Origin of the sequence: Gilliamella sp. BG1 (genome assembly GCF_046635625.1) — a bacterium.
Taxonomy (GTDB): Bacteria; Pseudomonadota; Gammaproteobacteria; order Enterobacterales; family Orbaceae; genus Gilliamella; species Gilliamella bombi.
The window spans coordinates 1-21,313 of record NZ_JBIDFG010000009.1 but is presented as its reverse complement, the minus strand read 5'-3'; the positions used below and the strand labels follow the sequence as shown (position 1 = coordinate 21,313).

General features: G+C 36.3%; 22 protein-coding genes. 10 read left to right on the top strand and 12 right to left on the bottom strand.

The features are described from left to right. The first annotated feature begins 105 nt into the window (after positions 1-105). Positions 106-1,317: a beta-ketoacyl-ACP synthase I gene (gene fabB, locus ACGH80_RS05940; protein WP_296303081.1), complete on the top strand. Its 1,212-nt coding sequence runs from the start codon at positions 106-108 to the stop codon at positions 1,315-1,317. A gap of 629 nt (positions 1,318-1,946) precedes the next feature. Here fabB and ACGH80_RS05935 read toward each other — a convergent pair. The 7 genes from ACGH80_RS05935 to nlpD form a co-directional block, all read right to left on the bottom strand. Next, positions 1,947-3,392: a hypothetical protein gene (locus ACGH80_RS05935; RefSeq protein ID WP_411630682.1), complete on the bottom strand. Its 1,446-nt coding sequence runs from the start codon at positions 3,390-3,392 to the stop codon at positions 1,947-1,949. A 656-nt stretch (positions 3,393-4,048) separates the two neighbouring features. Further along, on the bottom strand, positions 4,049-4,363 hold the full coding sequence (locus ACGH80_RS05930) for a hypothetical protein (RefSeq protein WP_143421978.1): 315 nt from the start codon (positions 4,361-4,363) through the stop codon (positions 4,049-4,051). 141 nt (positions 4,364-4,504) lie between these two features. Continuing rightward, on the bottom strand, positions 4,505-5,098 hold the full coding sequence (locus tag ACGH80_RS05925) for a UbiX family flavin prenyltransferase (protein WP_034910921.1): 594 nt from the start codon (positions 5,096-5,098) through the stop codon (positions 4,505-4,507). 225 nt (positions 5,099-5,323) lie between these two features. Beyond that, complete coding sequence (locus ACGH80_RS05920) at positions 5,324-6,532, bottom strand: aldose 1-epimerase family protein (protein WP_411630680.1); 1,209 nt, start codon at positions 6,530-6,532, stop codon at positions 5,324-5,326. 178 nt (positions 6,533-6,710) lie between these two features. Next, positions 6,711-7,289, bottom strand: a complete 579-nt coding sequence (locus ACGH80_RS05915; protein WP_034910926.1) for a thymidine kinase — start codon at positions 7,287-7,289, stop codon at positions 6,711-6,713. A gap of 113 nt (positions 7,290-7,402) precedes the next feature. Beyond that, complete coding sequence (gene gpmA / locus ACGH80_RS05910; protein ID WP_065590495.1) at positions 7,403-8,155, bottom strand: 2,3-diphosphoglycerate-dependent phosphoglycerate mutase; 753 nt, start codon at positions 8,153-8,155, stop codon at positions 7,403-7,405. Positions 8,156-8,273: 118 nt separating this feature from the next. After that, positions 8,274-9,344: a murein hydrolase activator NlpD gene (gene nlpD / locus ACGH80_RS05905; RefSeq protein WP_065590494.1), complete on the bottom strand. Its 1,071-nt coding sequence runs from the start codon at positions 9,342-9,344 to the stop codon at positions 8,274-8,276. 417 nt (positions 9,345-9,761) lie between these two features. On the opposite strand from nlpD, the gene rsmI reads away from it, so the two are divergent. The 3 genes from rsmI (at position 9,762) to moeA (ending at position 13,277) form a co-directional block, all read left to right on the top strand. After that, complete coding sequence (gene rsmI / locus ACGH80_RS05900) at positions 9,762-10,589, top strand: 16S rRNA (cytidine(1402)-2'-O)-methyltransferase (RefSeq protein WP_411630679.1); 828 nt, start codon at positions 9,762-9,764, stop codon at positions 10,587-10,589. Positions 10,590-10,794: 205 nt separating this feature from the next. Further along, positions 10,795-11,886 carry a redox-regulated ATPase YchF gene (ychF, locus tag ACGH80_RS05895; protein WP_034910937.1) on the top strand — a complete coding sequence of 364 codons (1,092 nt, stop codon included), beginning with the start codon at positions 10,795-10,797 and terminating at the stop codon, positions 11,884-11,886. Between the two features lie 164 nt (positions 11,887-12,050). Continuing rightward, entirely contained in the window at positions 12,051-13,277 is a 1,227-nt protein-coding gene (gene moeA / locus ACGH80_RS05890) for a molybdopterin molybdotransferase MoeA (protein WP_174798123.1), read from the top strand. A gap of 30 nt (positions 13,278-13,307) precedes the next feature. Here moeA and ACGH80_RS05885 read toward each other — a convergent pair whose 3' ends face one another. The 4 genes from ACGH80_RS05885 to folB form a co-directional block, all read right to left on the bottom strand. Then, positions 13,308-13,736 carry an EamA family transporter gene (locus ACGH80_RS05885; protein ID WP_174798122.1) on the bottom strand — a complete coding sequence of 143 codons (429 nt, stop codon included), beginning with the start codon at positions 13,734-13,736 and terminating at the stop codon, positions 13,308-13,310. 1 nt (position 13,737) lies between these two features. Then, entirely contained in the window at positions 13,738-13,944 is a 207-nt protein-coding gene (locus ACGH80_RS05880; RefSeq protein WP_296300858.1) for a hypothetical protein, read from the bottom strand. A 62-nt stretch (positions 13,945-14,006) separates the two neighbouring features. Continuing rightward, positions 14,007-15,011 (bottom strand): MBL fold metallo-hydrolase, encoded by a 1,005-nt coding sequence (locus tag ACGH80_RS05875; protein ID WP_296300857.1) that lies wholly within the window; start codon positions 15,009-15,011, stop codon positions 14,007-14,009. 28 nt (positions 15,012-15,039) lie between these two features. Then, positions 15,040-15,411 (bottom strand): dihydroneopterin aldolase, encoded by a 372-nt coding sequence (gene folB, locus ACGH80_RS05870; RefSeq protein WP_034910947.1) that lies wholly within the window; start codon positions 15,409-15,411, stop codon positions 15,040-15,042. A gap of 97 nt (positions 15,412-15,508) precedes the next feature. Here folB and rsmE point away from each other — a divergent pair, with 97 nt between their 5' ends. From rsmE to purM, 6 genes are all read left to right on the top strand, one after another. Next, entirely contained in the window at positions 15,509-16,234 is a 726-nt protein-coding gene (gene rsmE, locus ACGH80_RS05865; protein WP_174798120.1) for a 16S rRNA (uracil(1498)-N(3))-methyltransferase, read from the top strand. Between the two features lie 182 nt (positions 16,235-16,416). Beyond that, positions 16,417-17,373, top strand: a complete 957-nt coding sequence (gene gshB, locus ACGH80_RS05860; RefSeq protein WP_411630678.1) for a glutathione synthase — start codon at positions 16,417-16,419, stop codon at positions 17,371-17,373. Positions 17,374-17,376: 3 nt separating this feature from the next. Then, positions 17,377-17,829 carry a GNAT family N-acetyltransferase gene (locus ACGH80_RS05855; protein ID WP_065590487.1) on the top strand — a complete coding sequence of 151 codons (453 nt, stop codon included), beginning with the start codon at positions 17,377-17,379 and terminating at the stop codon, positions 17,827-17,829. A 21-nt stretch (positions 17,830-17,850) separates the two neighbouring features. Continuing rightward, the gene (locus ACGH80_RS05850; RefSeq protein WP_034910961.1) at positions 17,851-18,408 is read left to right on the top strand and encodes a YqgE/AlgH family protein; all 558 of its coding nucleotides are present in this window, start codon (positions 17,851-17,853) and stop codon (positions 18,406-18,408) included. A 3-nt stretch (positions 18,409-18,411) separates the two neighbouring features. Next, positions 18,412-18,822, top strand: a complete 411-nt coding sequence (ruvX, locus tag ACGH80_RS05845) for a Holliday junction resolvase RuvX (RefSeq protein ID WP_065609713.1) — start codon at positions 18,412-18,414, stop codon at positions 18,820-18,822. A 98-nt stretch (positions 18,823-18,920) separates the two neighbouring features. Continuing rightward, the gene (gene purM / locus ACGH80_RS05840) at positions 18,921-19,958 is read left to right on the top strand and encodes a phosphoribosylformylglycinamidine cyclo-ligase (RefSeq protein WP_411630677.1); all 1,038 of its coding nucleotides are present in this window, start codon (positions 18,921-18,923) and stop codon (positions 19,956-19,958) included. A 171-nt stretch (positions 19,959-20,129) separates the two neighbouring features. On the opposite strand, the gene ACGH80_RS05835 is transcribed toward purM, so the two are convergent. Continuing rightward, on the bottom strand, positions 20,130-21,313 hold a 1,184-nt coding region (locus ACGH80_RS05835), incomplete at its 5' end, for a hypothetical protein (RefSeq protein ID WP_411630676.1).

The window sequence follows — 21,313 nt, the reverse complement described above, 5'->3', positions numbered from 1 at the left end:
AGATATAAATAAAAACATGGCAAGGTATTGTTCAGCTTACAACTGTACGCTATAATCAACAAACTTTTTTATATGAAGCCAGATAACTTAGGAGCTAAATAGTAAATGAAACGAGTTGTAATTACAGGGTTAGGAATTCTTTCAAGTATTGGGAATAATACTAAAGAAGTCTTAGAATCACTAAAAGTAGGTCGTAGTGGTATTACCTTTTCTCAAGAAATGAAAGATAGCGGGATGCGTAGCCATGTATGCGGAAATGTAAAACTTGACACTACTGGACTCATTGATCGCAAAGTTGTTCGTTTTATGAATGATGCTTCTATTTACGGTTATCTTGCTTTACAACAGGCTATTGAAGACGCAAAATTAACCCCTGAACAAGTCTCTAACCCTCGTACTGGCTTAATTGCTGGTTATGGTGGCTCAACTAAAACACAATACAATGTAGTAGCCGGAATGAAAGAAAAGGGATTACGAGGTGTAGGTCCTTATGCTGTAACCAAATCAATGTCATCGGCGATTTCGGCTTGCTTAGCAACTCCATTTAAAATTAAAGGAATTAGCTACTCAATGACATCTGCTTGTGCGACATCAGTTCACTGTATTGGTCATGCTGCTGAACTTATTCAACTTGGCAAACAAGACATCGTCTTTGCGGGTGGTGGTGAAGAACTTTGCTGGGAAATGTCTTGCGAATTTGATGCCATGGGCGCTTTATCAACCAAATATAACGACAACCCAGAAAAAGCATCACGTGCTTATGATAAAAACCGTGATGGTTTTGTTATTGCTGGCGGTGCAGGTATGGTTGTAGTTGAAGAATTAGAACATGCGCTTGCTCGTGGTGCTCATATTTATGGCGAACTGGTTGGATATGGCGCAACGTCGGACGGTCATGACATGGTTGCCCCATCAGGTGAAGGCGCAATGCGCTGTATGCAACTTGCCATTCAAGATTTAGATGTACCAGTTGATTACATCAACACCCACGGCACATCAACCCCAGTTGGTGATGTCAAAGAATTATGGGCAATCAAACAAGTATTTGGCGATAACATCCCTGCTATTTCATCAACCAAATCAATGACTGGTCATTCATTAAGTGCAACAGGTGCGCAAGAGCTTATCTATTCATTATTAATGTTAGAACATGGCTTTATTACACCAAGTATCAATATTGATGAACTTGATGAAGCAGCAATCGGCATGAACATTATTACTGAACCAACCGAGCGTGAACTAACAACAGTCATGTCAAATAGCTTTGGTTTTGGTGGTACTAATGCCTCAATTGTAATGAAAAAATATAAAGTTTGATAAGTAAATTTGATTAATATCAATCGAAAAAACCGTTCTAGATTGAACGGTTTTTTGTAAGGTTGATAATAAAAATTAAATATTTATAAAACGTTACTTAAAAATAGCCGTGTTTGTTCAGCAGCAATCTTAATCAACAACGGCAATAGCAACAAGCAAAGCTTCGGCTTTAGCAATAGCATCGATTTTAATCATCTTTTTGACATCCATATAATTATCTGCATTCGGCTTTGATGCCATGATGAGGCAAACTTATCAAAATTATGGTGCTATAAACGTCTTTCTTACTTTAAAATTGTTCAGTTAGACTATTGATTTTTTATTTTTAAATAAAGTCATATACTTATAGGCTAGTTGTTTATTACATTGAATTTGGCTTTTTAAGAAAGGCGCTTTTGTTATTTGATAATAGCTATTTAATAACAACTTGTTAATAACAAAAGCGCAAACTTTAAAATTGTCTCGGTCTGGCGTTATTTTGGCTTTTAGTCATTAAAGCACTAGGCTCGCAGGCTTTGCCTGCTCAAAGCCCCAACATGCGCTGGGGTTTTATTTTTCTTATATTTTCCTCTCAGGCACCATAAGCCCCCCCTTTTCGCCCTAGGGATTAAGGACTAAACACCTAATAACTAAGGTGTGGTGCAAACAGCCCAAAGGCCTCTGTTAGGAATGTCGCTGTAGAGGTCGCCTGAGTGAGAGACGACAGCAAACCAGTAGTTACCTGCTGCGTCACTTGTCCAGTAATCGTAGAAGACGAAGCCCGCATCAGCGTAGTAGAGCATGACGCCCCATTCCGTGAAAAAGCCTGCTCCTATGTGACGCATGTGATAATTACCATCAGACGACGGAATGGCGCCATCTATGCCATTTATACAAGGAAAGTAACTATGTACACCACACTTCGCATTGGTTAAATCGCTTACCCTTGGCATTCGATAACCCAAACTATTACACCATGTAGTTTGATTAGAATGGCTAGTTCTTTGACCTCCTCGATTAACGAACCACTGCCTCAATTCAAATCCATACCGAACCTCATTACCACTTCTATCCCTTCCAACCAATTCAAAGGTTTGTGGCAAAGATGGACGTCTAAGTGAACTTGGATTATCTGAATTTATCTGAGTACTATTAGCTTTAGGACCATTCAGCGTTACCCTCGTTACGTTCTTGGACTTATCTCTAATCCAAATATCAGCTGATATAGTGCTCCCTTGTGGGTCTGTGAATGTTCCTGTATGCGGCCTAACCCAACTCACCGTTGCCGTTATATCACCACGTGTGGTAACCGTCCAACTCAACTGACTTGCATCTACCCCAGCAATAAGCAAATCAAAATACAATCCATCTGACCCCGTAGTTGGAAAATTCAATCCGTAAGATGACGGGTTTGTTGACTGAACTAAAAAGCCCTTAGCTGGATTCCATATGTTAGCTGGGCCTGCATAACGTGGGCCGTCGTAAGAAACAATACCACTTGTTCCACCCACCAACAAATTCGACCTGACCGAACAAATAACGGGTTGTGACGGTGGAGTGATATAATACTCCGCTGTTCCTCCACTAAAAGTACTACTATCTGGCAAACCATATTGTGTAGTTAAACTACCTCCAGTACTACTTAAAGTTACCTTATAAGGTGCATTACATATATCTAATGCATCACTACGATTAATGGTATTGCCATCTTTATCCGTTATTGCTAACGATATACTTCCTGATGCAGTAATTTCACTTGCTCCCTGTCCATCTCCATCATCGTCTCTCCATTTACCTTGTGTCACTAAATCATTTATATTTATTGAGTCGCTTGATGGCGGGACTATCATTTCAATATCAGCCAAGGTATCCCCTACATTAGATAACTCGATTGGCGAGGTTGGTGATGAAGGATTATCTTGCGGTGCGAATGTTCGACCATCCGATAACTTAATACCTAATAAATCCTCTGTTTTAGTCACTTTAGTAACACCACCATCAAAGGTTAAATAAGGCGCAGTACCGTGAATGCGCTCAGAAGTCGTGGCCGATAATGCCTGCGATTCAAAAGAGTACGACAATAACAACAACGGCACTAATGCCAATGGGATTTTTGAAAATAATTTTGTGGATAATTTCGATGATATAAATAAGTTTCGTGCAAAAACTCGTCGAATAGGATTATTTGATAAATTTAAGACATAAGTTTGCCAGTGCTTGTGCCTTGTGCCTTGTGCCTAAAATGGTACTGCATTTTGTTCCACCTGTCAAGTAATATTTTGTTTTATTTAGATTTTTTATAACTGCTCGCTTATTTAATAAGCTTATCTTTCTAAAGCGATTAAAGTATAGCCATTTAAGAAATAGTTGGCTAGTTTTTTTGCGGACTTTTTTGTAAAGAAATGTAAATAAATTTAAAGAAACATAAAGATAAAAACAATTCAGTTATAAAAATAGGTGAATTTTTTAATTAAAATGTGGTGTTAGCTTTAGGACTTTTTGACTTTTACGGAATGATTAATATTGATGATAACATCTAACACGCAAACACACCAAATAGCCCTGTTTGGCGTGCTAGCTTTACTTCGTTATCGGCATATTTTGGCGCTCTGATAAGGCAAACTTATTAACATTGTGGTGCCATAGGCGTGTTTTTGCTCTAAAATTATTTATATAAAACATTGATTTTTTGATTTTATTTAAATGAGCTAATTACAGGAGGGATGAGTAAAATTATAGTTTTTAGAGAAATCTAAAAATCTTCTTCTTTTTTCCAATAAATTTTACGCCCAAATCCCAGCAAATTATTCGTCATTTTCACATAATGTAACTGTAATGCCCAAATTGGTGCTTTAATAACTCTTGCAAAGGGAAATGCCCGATAATATAGCGCATAGGCATGCTCAGCTTGTTGTTTTTGTAATCGTGTTGCTTGAGCTTGAAATTGGATCCCTTGGATCTGTGCAACCGTCTTAGGCGTAATACTGATGGTGCCCGCTATTAGTGGGTTTGTTAACATGGCTTTAGCGTGTTCGGTTTTTAATTCGGAAAGAAGATACAGACACATTACCGATTCATCAAAAACATAAAAGGTGTTACATGCCCATGGTTTGTTGTCAGGTAAGATTACGTTTAGCGATAATACATGGTTATTTTTAATAAATTTTATGATTTTAGAGTCGGCTTGCATATTTTTTATTTATTGGTGTTATTCGGTTTTAGTGTTTAGGTGCAGATCTTCGCCCCATCGTGGTAGCGATGGGATGTTAATATCAAATAGGTCAAGTGCTCTTGCTACGCTATGGGTGATGATATCATCCAAACATTCAATATGCTGATATAAAGCTGGTACTGGCGGGCATATTACACCACCCATAAGTGTCACGGTTTCCATGTTTTTTAGGTGCGTTAAATTTAAGGGTGATTCACGAACCATTAATACCAAGCGACGACGCTCTTTTAATGCAACATCAGCAGCACGAGTAAGTAAGTTATCTGATAAGCCATGTGCTATGGCAGCTAGAGTCCTCATTGAGCAAGGTGCAATTAGCATACCCATAGTTTTAAACGATCCGCTTGCAATGGCCGCACCAATATTATTGACAGAATATACTTTATCAGCTAGTGATTCTATTTGTGCTATGCTGGTGTTAGGGAATTCGTAAGCGCGCGTTATTTGTGCTGCTTTTGATATTACTAAATGAGTCTGAATATCAAGTGATTTTAAAAGCTCTAACGCTTTTATTCCATAAGCAAACCCTGTTGCACCACTAATGCCAATCACTATCCGCTGGAGAGTCATGTTTATCCTATATTAATAAAATTGTTAATCATTATTTTATTTAGTCTACAAATTATATTGTACATTTAAAAATAAGCGATATTAAAGCTAGTTATTAATTTAGTGACTATACCTATCTATTGATAGCGAATCAAGTAGCTAAGGCTACTATCATGAATATTAAGTGTTGAGATTATTAGGTTGTTTTATGGCTACCATATAAGGTTGGTAGCCATTTTTAATAATTTATTCTTTAGCTATTGGTTCATTTACAATTTTTGTTTCTTGCTTACCTTGAATAGCTTTAATTTTTTGTTCATATTTTGTTACAGCATCTTTGCTAGATAATAAACTATAAGTTAAAGTAAATTCAGTGCTTTGTCCTGGTTTAAGCTGACGTACACGTTTTTGCTCACGTTCGATAGTCACTGGATAAGCAAAACTGGTACCTGGCTCTAAGCCTGTAACATAACCTTGCTTGAGGGTATCGGTATTTTTCCATAATGATAGTACGGGTAGCTGTTTAGTATTAAAACTAATACCAGCTGCTTTATCACCTGCTTTATTGGTCACCATAACTTGTGTTTCGCCATTCTCCTCAGAAAAAGGATAAACATTAAATACCATTTCATCAAAATCTTTAGTTGGACCTAGATAAGTTTGCCATGTATCAAGGCCACCTTTTGCATAATCGTTAAATGGAGATATTTCTTTAACTGGTGCAACAAATTTAGCACCATCTTCAAGAATAGGTGTACCAAAATTACTATGGTAGATAATTTGATAATCACGGATATAATCACTCTTATTGGTGAGAACGTCGTGGACCGTAAATTCTCTACTTCCTGGCACATAGATCAGCGATGCCCAAGTTTCTAAATTGCTTTTTTTGAAAGTATTTTCTTTAATTAACCCTTTAACTGTAATGGTGTACGGTGCTTTGTCCGATACATCAACAATTAATTTAGAAACAGGTGTATTTTGCGCACGACCATGAAGCGTATACATGATGCCACTATCTTGCACAGCATGACCTGTCCATTCAAAACCACAACGAACCATCATTTCGTTAAAGCCATCTAGCCAACCAAGCCCTGCCCGACTTTCTAAGTTAATATATTTAGGATGAACGATTTCATCTACTGGTGAATCCCATCCCATGCGAACACCATCACCAACAACAGACAAAATACCTAATCCACGCGTTGGAATTAATTTAATAGTGAAATTATCACTAGAAATTGTTAGTAGTTCAGTTCCGTCTTGTTTACCACCTTTAAGGATCGTATTTTGAATAGCGAATTTTGAACCTTTTATTCCTAAATCTTGACTCGAAACTGACCAATTACCTTTGGCAATACCTTTTTCGTTATCAGTTAATACAAATTCTTTAGCATTGGCATTATAACTAACTAAACTAATCACAACAGCTAGTGAAATAATTTTGATTTTCATGGTGATTCCTCATAGTTAACAAAATAATACTGAATCGTGTCAGTTAATATGACATAAAATAAAAAGAATCAACAAAAAGAAAATCGCAAAAATGAGAGTTTATTCACACTTTTCCAAAAGCATATTGCATATGTACAAGCAATTTGTTGAAAGAAATAAGTGTGAAATTTTAAGAGGATCAGTTTTTAGGCCTTATTTGCCCTGCTTTCCAGTGTTTTCGGCATACTGAGTGGTATTCGCTATCACCTAGATGAATAGAATTTCCGAATTTAACAATTTTACCGTCTTGTCCTTCCAATAAAATCATAGTTGCTTTTTTGCCACACCAGCATACAGTTTTGAGCTCTCTAAAATTGTCGGCTATTTCAAGTAGTGTTTTAGAACCTTCAAACAGGTGTCCCATATAATCGGTTTTGATACCAAAAAACATGATTGGTACGCCATATTCGTCACATACATCAGATAACTTCCAAATAGTATTACGCGATAAAAACTGGCTTTCATCGATTAGTATACAGGCATAATTGCTTTGTTTGATATGCTCAATAATTTCATCAACCGTTGTGTCATCAAGCTGTAACGCTTTTTTGCGTAATCCTAAGCGAGAAACAATTTCAACTGCCGAGTCACGAGTATCGACTGATGATTTAAGTAATAAAGTCTGCATATTATTACTTAAATAATTATGGTCAATTTGTAAAAGCTCTGTGGATTTTCCGGCATTCATTACGCCATATATATAATAGATTTTAGACAAAATTAAATTCTCAAAATTAGATTAAATCAATAAAAGTGGTTAAATAAAATGATAATTTGGATAATAAAAAAGGTAAGTTAAATAACCTACCTCTTTAATAGTTTATTGAATAATTATTTTGCTTTACCTTGGTTGGCAACAGCAGCTTGTTTTGCAGCGATTTCGTCAGCATTGCCTAGGTAGTAGTGTTTGATAACTTTCATATTGTCATCAAATTCATACACTAATGGCACACCAGTTGGGATGTTTAGTTCGATAATATCATCATCGCTGATGTTGTCTAAATGTTTTACCAATGCACGAAGTGAATTACCATGAGCAGCAATGATAACACGTTCACCTTTAGCTACACGTGGAGCAATTGTTGATTCCCAGTAAGGTAGTACACGTTTAATAGTTAATGCTAGGCTTTCGGTTAATGGTAATTCTGATTCAGGTAGTTTGCTATAACGTGAATCGTGACCAGGAAAACGTTCATCTGATTTTTCAAGTGCAGGAGGTGTAATTGCAAAGCCACGACGCCATAATTTTACTTGTTCATCACCATATTTTGCTGCTGTTTCAGCTTTATTCAAACCTTGTAATGCACCATAATGACGTTCGTTTAGCTTCCAGCTTTTTTCAACAGGTAACCATGCTTGATCTACTTCGTCTAAAACGTGCCATAATGTGTGAATTGCACGTTTTAATACTGAAGTGTAAGCATAATCAAATGCGAAACCTTCTTGTTTTAGTAATTTACCTGCTTCAGCCGCTTCTTTGTTACCTTTATCAGATAAATCAACATCAGTCCAACCACAAAAACGGTTTTCTTGGTTCCAAACACTTTCTCCATGTCGAATTAGCACTAATTTTTTAACTGCCATGAATATAACTCCTTTGTTACGTAGATTAAATTTTTGGTATATTCTGTCATAGACATGCTAGGTTATTACCGTGCATGCCCATTTATTTTGAGCCAACCAGACTGACTCAAAACGTTTATTATTTGGGTAAGTATTTTAACGGGTCAACTGATTGCGCTTTGTAACGAATTTCAAAGTGTAATCTAACTGACGAAGTGCCAGTTGCACCCATTGTGGCTATTTGCTCACCTGCGCGAACGGCTTGTTGTTCTTTTACTAATATAGATTGGTTATGCGCATATGCTGTTAAATAGTCATCATTATGTTTAATAATGATTAAATTACCATAACCTGGTAACGCATTACCAGAATAAACAACGCGTCCATCAGCCGCAGCCAAAACCTTATCGCCAATTGAACCCGAAATATCAATACCTTTACTTGCCTTTGAGAATTTCTCAATAATCTTGCCTCGTGCAGGCCATCGCCATGAAATATTGACTGCTTTTGAATTTATAGTTGGACTTCTAGTAGAATCATCTAGCGGTTCAGTGATTGTTTCAGTTGTTTCAGTTGTTGTTGGACGTTTATTTTTATCTATTGTGGTAATTGAAGTCGTTGTTGTTTTGGTTATTGTTGGTTTAGTTTTAGCTTGTCCAATCACTACAGATGAATTATTGTTGTTTGATTTATTTGTTGTTGTATTATTGGTTGTGGTTTTTTGTGTTACCACAACAGTTCCGCCACTAACGTCTAATACTTGCCCAACATTAACGGCAAATGGTTCTTTGATATTATTTTTAGCTGCTAGTGAACGGTAATCATTACCAGTTACCCATGCAATATAGAATAAAGTATCGCCTCGTTTAACAGTGTAAGTATCGCCTTGATATCCGCCTTTTGGAATGTCGTCGTAATTACGATTATAGACAATACGCTCATTACTAATCACCGTGCTAGTATTGTTAGCGGTGTTGGAATTTGAAACCGTCGCCTGCCTTGATGATGGAAGGTTATGATTAGTAGGAGTAGAAACTGTTCTACCGCCTGTTGATATATTGGCAGGTGGTTTGGTATAGACAGAAGAAGTTGATGATCCACCTGCGCCAGAAATATCTTCAATTTCGGCCTGCTCAGTTTGCGTACAAGCAACAATCAACAAACTTAAGCAACTTAATGTAAGTATTTTTTTCAAAGCAACACCTTTCATTCGTAAATTTTGTTTTTGACTATTTTGTGTTCAATAGCATTTATACATCTTATTTTATCAGCACATTTTAGCGTTTTTATAGTAAAAACGCTATTATATTGATTAGTTATTAGTTAAATCAATAAATTCATCTAGAATTTCACGATGAAAACCTTAAATTTGTTATTTGATTATTCTTGCGATCTATAACCACTAAAATTCAAACTGAGCTAATATAATTTCTTTATTATCCAAAGGTATAATCCCAATCAGCTTATGCTTAATTTTGTTATAAGCAAGCTATTTTTCTACTTTTGATTAACTAATTATTCAGGCTTTGTCGGATTTATTTTGAATGTAACGAGTATATACAATAAAATAGGTTTTCGTACAGTACCTTTGCCGTATTTCTAAAAAAATTTAATGTGATTTAAAATAATGACTTTATATATTGTTGCCACCCCCATCGGAAACTTAGATGATATTACACTCAGAGCCATCAATACACTGAAAAGTGTCGATCTTATTGCGGCTGAAGATACTCGCCATAGTGGTTTACTTTTACAACATCTTGGAATAAAAGCAAAATTGTTTGCTTTACATGATCATAATGAACAAGAAAAGTCCAGTATTTTGATTGAAAAACTTAAATCTGGCTTATCAATTGCTTTGATTTCTGATGCTGGCACTCCGTTAATTAATGATCCCGGGTATCATTTAGTTAAGGCTTGTCGCGAAAATAACATAAAAGTAGTTCCCGTTCCTGGTGCTTGTGCTGCGATTGCTGCTTTATGTGCATCAGGGTTGCCGTCAGATAAGTTTATTTATGAAGGTTTTTTACCAGCTAAAACTAAAGCTCGCCAAGATTGTCTTGTAAAATTGTTAGACGAACCACGAACAATGATTTTTTATGAATCAACACATCGTTTATTAGACACGCTTAACGATATGCAAACTATTTGGGGACCAAATAAGCAGATCATTTTAGCTAAGGAACTAACCAAAACATGGGAGACCATTGTCAGTTTTAAGGTTAATGAGCTGATTAATTGGCTAAACGAGGATACTTCTCGTCAAAAAGGTGAATTTGTATTGATTGTTCAAGGTCATATCAAATGCGATGATGATATCGATCCTCAGGTAATTAGTACCCTTAAACTATTGCAAAAAGAATTACCGCTAAAAAAGGCAGCAGCCATTACTGCTGAAATATATGGACTTAAAAAAAATCAACTTTATCAAATTGGTTTAGATTCCGAACAATAATTGGGTCGTTAAGTAACATTACTTGGTATGGCTTATAAAACGGTTTTTAAAAAGCGTTGACTGGATAATAAACTAAATGATTATTACTAATTTGCTTAATTATCGGTTGATTTATTGATAAGAAGATTAGCACAAATAGCGCAATTTAGTATATAATCGCCCCTTATTTTTAAGATATTTTAAAACAAAAAAGGTAACAAACAGTATGGGATTTAAATGTGGGATTGTCGGATTACCGAATGTAGGTAAGTCAACACTTTTTAACGCACTAACTAAAGCTGGCATTGAAGCGGCTAATTTTCCGTTTTGTACTATCGAGCCAAATACTGGGGTTGTACCAATGCCCGATCCCCGTTTAGATGAGTTAGCTAAAATTGTTAAACCACAACGCACATTACCTACTACCATGGAATTTGTTGATATTGCTGGGCTTGTTAAAGGCGCATCAAAAGGCGAAGGTTTAGGAAATCAATTTTTAGCTAATATTCGTGAAACAGAAGCTATCGGTCATGTAGTGCGTTGCTTTGAAAACGAGAACATTGTCCACGTTGCGGGTAAAATCGATCCTGCTGAAGATATCGAAATTATCAATACCGAGCTAGCATTAGCCGATCTTGAAGCGTGTGAACGAGCAATAACTCGCCAACAAAAACGCGCTAAAGGTGGTGATAAAGACGCCAAATTTGAAGTGGAAATCCTTGAAAAGTGTTTACCTCATCTTGAGCAAGGCAAAAAGCTACTCTTATTAGATCTTAGCAAAGAAGAACTTGAAGCCATCAAATACCTTAGTTTTTTAACATTAAAACCAACAATGTATATCGCTAATGTGAATGAAGATGGTTTTGAAAATAACCCTTATTTAGATAAAGTAAAAGCAATAGCAGAGCAAGAAAAAGCTGTTGTCGTACCTGTTTGTGCTGCAATTGAAGCAGAACTTGCTGAACTTGATGATGCCGATCGTGATGAGTTTATGCAAGATTTAGGTTTAACCGAACCAGGCTTAAATCGTGTAATTCGTGCTGGCTATAGCTTACTTAATCTGCAAACTTATTTTACCGCAGGTGTAAAAGAAGTTCGTGCTTGGACAATTTCAGTTGGTGATACCGCACCTCAAGCAGCAGGAAAAATTCATACTGATTTTGAAAAAGGCTTTATTCGTGCGCAAACCATTGCTTTTGATGATTTTATTAAATACGGTGGTGAACAAGGAGCTAAAGAGGCAGGCAAAATGCGTGCTGAAGGTAAAGATTATATCGTGCAAGATGGCGATATTATGAACTTCTTATTTAATGTATAGTTGATTATTTTACGTCGCCTTTTGGCGACGTTGTTATATTGATATCCATAATAACTAATTAATATTGATATAAAATTTGTTTTTTACTTAAACGTAGTGTTACCTGAAACTTTTTGTCAACTGAACCAATAATAGATTGGTAAATATAAGGACAGCCCACTTTTATGTTACTCACTTTTCAACAAGCCAAGCAACAACTACTTCAAAGCGCATCAACCATAAAATCGCTGCATAGTGAAAAAGTTACGTTATTTGATGCATTAGAAAGGATTACCGCTGAACCTGTAATTTCCCCTATTAATGTACCTAGTTTTGATAATTCAGCTATGGATGGTTATGCGGTTCGGTTAGCAGATTTTAAACAATCAAAATTGTTGCCACTGGCTGGTGCTATTTTTGCAGGTGATGATATAAACAATCTTCATTGGCCACAAGGCACTTGTTTACGCATTATGACAGGAGCTCCAGTGCCAAATGATGCCGATGCGGTTGTTATGCAGGAGCAGACCGAAAAATCTGATCTAGGGATTACCTTTTTAAGTAACGTAAAAGCTGGCGATAATATTCGTCGTATAGGTGAAGATGTTAAAAAAGGTGCGATCACAGTCAAAAAAGGGACTAAATTAACGATACCAACACTATCGACACTTGCAACATTAGGCATTAGTGATCTTGTTGTCTTTAAAAAATTAAAGGTAGCCATCTTATCAACGGGTGATGAATTAACCCCCATTGGTCAGCCATTATCTGGCAATGGCGCTATTTATGACAGCAACCGCTTCACACTAAAATTATTATTAACCAAACTTAACTGTGAGGTTATTGATCTCGGTATTATTGCTGATGATCTTACCGAAATCAAAAAAGCGTTAATAACTGCATCAAGTCAAGCTGACTTGGTGATAACAAGTGGAGGCGTATCCGTCGGTGACGCTGATTATACCAAAACTGCACTTGAAACATTAGGACTAATCAATTTTTGGAAGATTGCAATGAAACCAGGCAAGCCTTTTGCCTTTGGCAAAATTGGCAATGCACTATTTTGTGGTTTACCTGGTAATCCCGTTTCGACCTTGGTGACATTTTACCAATTAGTGCAACCTTTGATTTTGACGCTTTCAGGGCTTGAATATTCATCCATGGATTTTAGCTTTAAAGTTAAAACAGCAACAAATCTTAAAAAGACTGTCGGTAGGTTAGACTTTCAACGTGGTATGCTGCAAATCAATGCACAGGGCGAATTAGAAGTAAGTATAACTGGAGCGCAAGGTTCGCATATTACTCAGTCATTTAATCAAGCAAACTGTTTTATTGTGCTTGAACAAGAACGAGGCAATGTAGCTAAAGGTGAACTTGTTACTGTTGAGCTATTCAATGCGCTATTAAAGTAGCCTAGGTTCAGGTTAATGCACTATTTAATATCAAAATAGTGCAACCAATATAGCCCCTGCCGCAATCATAGCGACACCAACGCCAGCTAACAACGAGATCTTTTCACCAAATAAAACAGCAGCAAACACAACAGCAAAAACTACGCTTAATTTGTCAATTGGCGCAACTTGCGACACCTTGCCTTCTTTGATCGCCATAAAGTAAAATAGCCAAGATAGCGCACCTGCAATACCGCTTAGCGCAATAATAAGTAATGCCTTTTTATCATTAAAAAAGGTGTTGATAAGATTTAATTTACCCTGAACAACCACCACACCAACTAAAAAAATAGCCATTACAATGGCACGAATTGCAGTAGCGGTGTTAGCATCAAGATGTTGTAAACCAATTTTCCCTAAAATAGCAACACTGGCCGCAGTAATGGCAGAAAGTAATGCGTAAATCAGCCATGCACTCATATTAATATTTATCTACTTTGAATAAATATTGTTGATTATTGGAATTAGTATTACATTGTTGCGATTTATTCATTACACCACGACAATCTTCTAAAACACCGTGCGCTTTTGACCAATGATAAGTTTTGCCTTCGTCGTTTTTCCCTCCACATCCAACTAATGCTAGGCTAAACATTAAACAAGATAGCCCAATAATTGCTACTTTCATTTCTTTCTCCTTTTGGCAAATACATTAAATAATTATAGGTATTACATTTGTTTCTATTGAAGTTATTTTAATTCATAATTAATACGTTTAATAGCTAAATTACCACCTATTTTTAATAGATGAAAAGCGCGCTCGGCTTTGTGTTCAATTAATAATTGAGGTGGTTCATCTAATGGTTCATCAGCTAATTCAAATGCCCCCCAATGAATGGCTATTGCACAATGACAATTGAGTTCGTCATATAACTGCACAGCTTGTTTAGGATCGATATGCTGTGATTGCATATACCAACGTGGTGCATAAGCCCCAATTGGAATTAATGCCAAATCAATTGAAGGAAATCGCTTAGCGATCTCTTTTAATTCAGCAGAGTAGCATGTATCACCCATAAAATAGACCGTCTTTGATTGATCTTGATTATCAATATTAGATTGAATCACCCAACCACACCATAATGCTTTGTTTACATCAAATAACCCACGATTGCTCCAGTGTATAGCCGATGTTGCGGAAAAAGTAAGCCCATCAACAGTTACACTATCCCACCAATCTAATTCAGTAATCTGTTTTGCTCCCAATTTTAATAATGCTTTTTTTAAACCAAGAGGAGCCATTATTACAATATTAGGAAAGCGCGCAATTAATTTCCGAATGCTATGATAATCAAGATGATCATAATGGTTATGTGAAATTACAATAAAATCAATCTGCGGTAGTTGTTCGATTTCTAAAGCTGGAGGTGTGCGACGTTTCGGTCCGATCAATTGTAATGGCGAAGCTCGTTTAGAAAAGATAGGATCTGTCAAAATCATTTTACCGCCCAAACGAATCAATGTTGTTGAGTGACCAATCCACCAAACTCTATCATCGGGCAAGTCAAGATTTATTTGCTCAAACCACGTCTGATTAAAGTTGTGATAACCCTCTTTAGGAGGTAAAACTTTACGTTCAAAACGCCAACGCAAAAACTCACTTATTTTTATTTTAAAAGATTCGTCGTGCCTAAACCCTTTAGCTGTATGATGTTTTTTGTTAGTAATTAAATCTTGCTTTTTATTATCTATCATTGTTACAGTATCTTTACCACTAGTTAGTTTATTTATTTGCCGTACGTTCAATTATTACAGCAACATTTCGAGCATTAGCTATTGCATTCGGTTTGGATACTTTAACTTTAAGCCAATTAACCGAAAATTGTTGAATAATACGCTCAGCAATACGCTCAGCAACACATTCAATCAATTCAAAATTCGAACATTCAACCAATTGTGTTATAGTTTGACTAACCACAAAATAATCTAAGCAAAGTGATACGTTATCACTTTCTCCAGCAGGTTTATTATCCCACGCCATTTCAAGATCAATAATTAATTTTTGTTTGATGGTCTTTTCCCACTCATATACGCCGATGGTGGTTAAAACAGTTAATCCTTCGATTAATACCCTATCTTTGCTATATGTATTCATACCTGATTCCAAAACATAAGTTACATTAAATAGAGATTACCGAATCTTGTTAAATTACGCTATAATTTATTGCAAATAATATAAGATATACAAAATTATGACTCGAATTTTTCAACCATTTACCATTGAGCCAAATAGTCTTGTTACCCTAGATGATAATGCATTTAACCATCTTATTCGCGTGTTACGCATGAAAGTAGGTGAAAATATTATTTTATTTGATGGTTCAAACCATATTACTCCTGCAGTTATACATGAAATCAATAAAAAAACAGTTACAGTAAAAACCTCTTTGCCCATTTTAGATAATCGTGAATCACCATTAGATATTCACTTAGGGCAAGTGATTTCACGCGGTGAAAAAATGGAGTTTACAATTCAAAAATCAGTCGAATTAGGCGTAGCGAGTATTACCCCACTCCTTTCTGAACGTTGTGGCGTCAAACTTCATGAAGAAAGGCTCGAAAAGAAAATCCAGCAATGGCAAAAAATTGTTATTTCTGCTTGTGAACAATGCGGTCGAAACGTGATCCCAGTTATTCATCCAGTAATGAAGTTAGAAAGTTGGTGTGCTAGTTTAACCGAAGGCTTAAAACTCAATCTACACCCCAAAGCTGAATATGGTATTAAACAGTTAACTAATACGCATAAACAAATTTACTTACTAATTGGACCTGAAGGTGGTTTATCTGATAATGAAATTAGCATGACACATAACTATCATTTTTCTGACATTTTACTCGGTCCTAGAGTGTTGCGAACAGAAACTGCAGCATTAACGGCTCTCACCGCCTTACAAGTACATTTAGGCGATCTAGGATAAATATATCTTATACAAATGATAAGTAATGATTGCTTTGCAACTGAACTTGTAACGAGTATGATAACAACAAATATTAAATTTTAATTTGGGTATTATGATTAAAAACCTGTTAAAAAGTTTCAGGAATACCCATGTTTCAGTATAAAACAATTTTATAAAGACAAAATAGGTAAGGAGTCATCATGATAAAGCTGGGCATTGTAATGGATCCAATTAGTCACATCAAAATAAAAAAAGATACCAGTTTTGCCATGTTACTTGAGGCGCAAAAAAGGGGTTATGAACTTTTTTATATTGAAATGAATGACCTTTTTCTAGATAATGGCGAAGCTTATGCCACAACTCGCTCTTTAACAGTTTATAACGATAAAGATCATTGGTTTGAGTTTGGGCAAGAACAGACCATTGCACTTAGTGACCTTGATACGATTTTAATGCGTAAGGATCCCCCTTTTGATACTGAGTTTATTTATGCCACTTATATCCTAGAAAGAGCCGAGGCAAAAGGTGTATTAGTGGTCAATAAACCACAAAGCCTACGCGATTGTAACGAAAAGCTTTTTACCGCTTGGTTTGCCGAGTTTACACCAAAAACCTTGGTTACACGTCAAACACAGCATATCAAAGCTTTTCACGAACAACACCATGATATCATTTTAAAACCACTTGATGGCATGGGGGGCTCATCCATTTTTCGAATCAAACAAGACGATCCCAATGTTTCAGTGATTATTGAAACGTTAACCGAACATAACACACGTTATTGCATGGCTCAAAACTTTATTCCTGCGATTAAAGACGGTGATAAACGTGTATTAGTGGTTGATGGTGAACCTGTACCTTATTGTTTAGCACGAATCCCTCAAAAAGGTGAAACTCGTGGCAACCTTGCTGCTGGAGGACATGGCGAAGTTAGAGCTTTAAGCGAAAGCGATTGGCATATAGCTAAAAGCATCGCCCCAGTTTTAAAAGAAAAAGGCCTACTATTTGTAGGACTTGATATCATTGGTGATAAGTTAACCGAAATTAACGTTACCAGCCCAACCTGTGTTCGTGAAATTGAAGCAGCTAACCCAGGCCTTTCAATTACCGGTATGTTAATGGACGCAATAGAACATCGATTAAATAAAAAGAGTTAAACAATGATTAGACAATATAAATCTGAAGATTTAAATAGCGTAATGACAATATGGTTGCAAGGTAATTTGCAAGCTCATAACTTTATCAATCCTGAGTTTTTTAAACAAAATTGTGATTTAGTAAAAATGTTAATTCCAATGTCTACTTTATACGTTCAAGACCTTGATGGAGTTAAAGGGTTTATCGGTATAACTGAAAATTATATTTCAGGTCTATTTGTAGATGAAGCTTTTCGCCGGCAAGGAACAGGTAAAGCTCTTGTTGAAAAAGCAAAACAACGCCATAACGAACTGTTGGTACATGTTTATAAAAAAAATACTAATGCGATCAACTTTTATCTTTCTCAAAATTTTGAAATTGTTTCAGAATCGATCAATGAAGAAACAAATGAACCAGAATTATTAATGCACTGTAATGTTGAACACAACGTTAAAATTGGCAAATGTGCATTATAAAATTAACTTGAATGTGAAACTATGAATTTAAAAAACCATTTTATTATCGCAATGCCAACACTTGATGATTCTATGTTTAGTCATTCAGTTATTTATATTTGTGAACATAATCGTGATGGCGCTATGGGGATTATGATTAATAAACCAATTATTGAACTTAATGTGGCAACCGTTCTTGCACGTTTAGAAATTACATCACCTACAAGTTGCGCAGAACTAGAACAACCTGTATTTTGTGGTGGCCCCATTGCTGATGAACAGGGTTTTATTTTACACACACCTTTAGATGGGTTTGCTTCTAGTATTCAGATTTCAGATGATGTGATGATTAGTACTTCGCTTGATGCACTTAAATCAATCGGCTCTCCTGAACAGCCCCAAAATATCTTTTTGGCTTTAGGTTATTCAAGCTGGCAGTCTCTACAACTCGAAAATGAAATTGCTCGTAATGATTGGTTAGTGGTTGATGCCGATCCTCAAATTATTTATGAAGTTGCCATTGATGAACGTTGGCAAAAAGCCGCTCAATCACTTGGAATCAATATGAATACTATTTCACACCAAATGGGAAATGCATGACCCATGGCAACCATTATCGCATTTGATTTTGGCACTGCCAGTATTGGAGCGGCTATTGGACAAGATATAACTAAAACAGCCAATCCTTTATGCTCGTTTAAAGCCCGCGATGGTATTCCTAACTGGCAAGCTATCGAAAAGGTATTAAATGAGTGGAAACCTGATTTTTTAGTCGTTGGGCTTCCCCTAAATATGGATGGCACCGAACAACCATTAACAGCCCGAGCTCGTAAATTTGCTAATCGGTTGCATGGCAGATTTGGTTATCAAGTACATTTGCAAGATGAGCGGTTATCGACCGTTGAAGCAAAATCACATATTTTTGCTTCACGAGGTTATCGAGCACTTGAAAAGGGTCATGTTGATGCAACTTCTGCCATTATTATTTTGGAAAGTTGGTTTGAAAATAATTAGTAATTTTATTTAATTGGTTATTTTGTAAATAATTAATCGCCATTAAATTTCATCCTTGCTAAAATAGTAACAACTTTTTATTGTAAGGACTACTTACCGTGTCAAACAACAATTCTCTTAGTTATAAAGATGCTGGTGTCGATATTGATGCTGGCAATGAACTTGTTAATCGTATTAAATCTGTTGTTAAAGAAACCAAACGACCTGAGGTTATGGGTGGACTGGGTGGCTTTGGCGCACTGTGTGCTATTCCACAAAAATATAAAGAACCTATTTTAGTATCTGGTACCGATGGTGTCGGAACTAAATTACGTCTAGCCATGGATTTAAATCGCCACGAATCAATCGGCATCGATTTAGTAGCAATGTGTGTTAACGATCTGATTGTACAAGGTGCTGAACCTTTATTCTTCCTTGATTATTATGCTACCGGCAAACTTAATGTTGATGTTGCAGCCACTGTGGTAACTGGTATTGCTGAGGGTTGTAAACAATCGGGTTGTGCTTTAGTTGGCGGTGAAACAGCCGAAATGCCGGGTATGTATCATGGTAATGACTATGATTTAGCAGGATTTTGCGTTGGTGTTGTTGAAAAGTCGGCTATGATTGACGGTAGTAAAGTACAAGATGGTGATGCATTAATTGCATTAGCATCAAGCGGTGCTCATTCTAATGGTTATTCATTAGTGCGTAAAATTATTGAAGTCAGTGGCGTAAACCCTGCTACCGAACAGTTAAATGGCAAAACACTTGCTGATCATTTACTTGCACCAACTAAGATCTACGTTAAGTCCGTTCTTGACCTTATTACTCAAGTTGATGTGCATGCCATTGCCCATATTACAGGCGGCGGATTTTGGGAAAACATCCCTCGTGTTCTGCCTGAAAATACTCAAGCAGTCATTAATGAAGCAAGTTGGCAATGGCCAGCAATATTTAATTGGTTACAACAATCGGGAAATGTTAGCCGTCACGAAATGTATCGAACTTTTAACTGTGGTGTTGGCTTAATTATTGCTTTACCAAAACAGTTAGCCAATAAAGCAATTACTTTACTAAATAATCATGGTGAAAAGGCTTGGCTATTAGGTGAAATTAAACACGCTACATCAGGCGAGCGCGTTGTAATAAAATAAATTGTATTTTCATATTATCCATCCATTAATATAATGAATTAGATGGATAATATGCTACTTTTTCAGATCGTTATTGCCAGCTGGTAACAATTTGCAAACGTCTAACTGTACCATTTAATAAATCTTTTTTAGCTATTATTTTGTGACAAACGATCGAGTTACTTTATCACATTAAGGACTTACACATGCTACTCTATTTGTATTATATAAATGACTAGAAATAGCCATAGTATTAATGTTACCACCACCCGAACCAACGCTATACCATTCATTCCTACTTCGCATTTGATAAGCCCAATAGTCGTAGACATTCCAGTCAGTACCAGGATAACCACTATTTGCGTCGCTCATAACGCCCCACTCATTAAAGAATCCTCCAACCCAGTGGTTACCGTCTCGGTAACTTAAAGCTCTTCGGTACATATCGATATTTCTGCCAGGTATACCACTATTCCAACCAATATCTGGACGATTCGCATTAGTATAATCTTCAACACCAGGAATCCGATAACCATATCCTAAACTGTTACAAAAATTATGTGCATTCCAATACCCGTTTGCTTCTCCAGAGAGAGGGATAAACCAACGCTCTATTTTAAAATTATAAATTAAGTGACCACCAATATTATCAGAATATATTTTAAATTCTGTTGGTAAGAATTTTTTATTTTCCCAGCTTCGAGTCGGTCCAATTAGTTCAACTTTTAGAGCCCGCACCCTCTCTGGATAGCTAATACTTCCCCAACCATGCGTAGTTGCCACACTTAATTGCAATGTTACGTTCCCTTCAGTTCCCTGTACTGTTGAGCCATTGACTGCAATAACTTGCTCTGGTGTAATACCTGCCAACAGCAGGTAGAAAAACATTTTGTTTGAGCCTGTCGTTGGAAAATTATTAGTTGGGTTGTTAAATGGTTGCACTTTAAAACCTTTTTTTCTAACCCAATATTCCCTTTGTTCATCACCTTGTTGTGCGTGTAAACTTGGCTGTGCAAAACAGACTTTTGCATTTATTCGATTCGGATTAATATAGTAACTATGGTTAGCATTATTAAAGTAAGTAGTTTTAGGTATACCGTATTCAGTTGATAAGTAGCCCTCCGTTGCACTTAATGTGAGCTGATAAGGTGCATTACAAAAATCTAATTCCCTATTTGAGTTAGCTTTAACATCCTCCGTAATATCTTTTCCACTGCTATCTTGCCATTTAATCGTTAATTTGCCAGTTGCATTAATGCCATCATCCCCGTCATCATCTCGACCATAATTATACGGTGTATTAACCAAATTAGTTAACGAAACTTCAGGATAATTTGAAACAGGCACTATGGTTTGAATATCAGCAAAAGTGTTGG

Coding starts and splice junctions, on each gene's coding strand:
- ACGH80_RS05925 (WP_034910921.1), bottom strand. CDS start 5,098: ATGACTCTCCAGCGGATAGTGATTGGCATTAGTGGTGCAACAGGGTTT.
- ACGH80_RS05850 (WP_034910961.1), top strand. CDS start 17,851: ATGAATTTAAAAAACCATTTTATTATCGCAATGCCAACACTTGATGAT.
- gpmA (WP_065590495.1), bottom strand. CDS start 8,155: ATGGCAGTTAAAAAATTAGTGCTAATTCGACATGGAGAAAGTGTTTGG.
- fabB (WP_296303081.1), top strand. CDS start 106: ATGAAACGAGTTGTAATTACAGGGTTAGGAATTCTTTCAAGTATTGGG.
- gshB (WP_411630678.1), top strand. CDS start 16,417: ATGATAAAGCTGGGCATTGTAATGGATCCAATTAGTCACATCAAAATA.
- ACGH80_RS05920 (WP_411630680.1), bottom strand. CDS start 6,532: ATGAAAATCAAAATTATTTCACTAGCTGTTGTGATTAGTTTAGTTAGT.
- rsmI (WP_411630679.1), top strand. CDS start 9,762: ATGACTTTATATATTGTTGCCACCCCCATCGGAAACTTAGATGATATT.
- ACGH80_RS05855 (WP_065590487.1), top strand. CDS start 17,377: ATGATTAGACAATATAAATCTGAAGATTTAAATAGCGTAATGACAATA.
- moeA (WP_174798123.1), top strand. CDS start 12,051: ATGTTACTCACTTTTCAACAAGCCAAGCAACAACTACTTCAAAGCGCA.
- rsmE (WP_174798120.1), top strand. CDS start 15,509: ATGACTCGAATTTTTCAACCATTTACCATTGAGCCAAATAGTCTTGTT.
- ACGH80_RS05885 (WP_174798122.1), bottom strand. CDS start 13,736: ATGAGTGCATGGCTGATTTACGCATTACTTTCTGCCATTACTGCGGCC.
- ruvX (WP_065609713.1), top strand. CDS start 18,412: ATGGCAACCATTATCGCATTTGATTTTGGCACTGCCAGTATTGGAGCG.
- ACGH80_RS05880 (WP_296300858.1), bottom strand. CDS start 13,944: ATGAAAGTAGCAATTATTGGGCTATCTTGTTTAATGTTTAGCCTAGCA.
- folB (WP_034910947.1), bottom strand. CDS start 15,411: ATGAATACATATAGCAAAGATAGGGTATTAATCGAAGGATTAACTGTT.
- ACGH80_RS05875 (WP_296300857.1), bottom strand. CDS start 15,011: ATGATAGATAATAAAAAGCAAGATTTAATTACTAACAAAAAACATCAT.
- ychF (WP_034910937.1), top strand. CDS start 10,795: ATGGGATTTAAATGTGGGATTGTCGGATTACCGAATGTAGGTAAGTCA.
- nlpD (WP_065590494.1), bottom strand. CDS start 9,344: ATGAAAGGTGTTGCTTTGAAAAAAATACTTACATTAAGTTGCTTAAGT.
- ACGH80_RS05930 (WP_143421978.1), bottom strand. CDS start 4,363: ATGTGTCTGTATCTTCTTTCCGAATTAAAAACCGAACACGCTAAAGCC.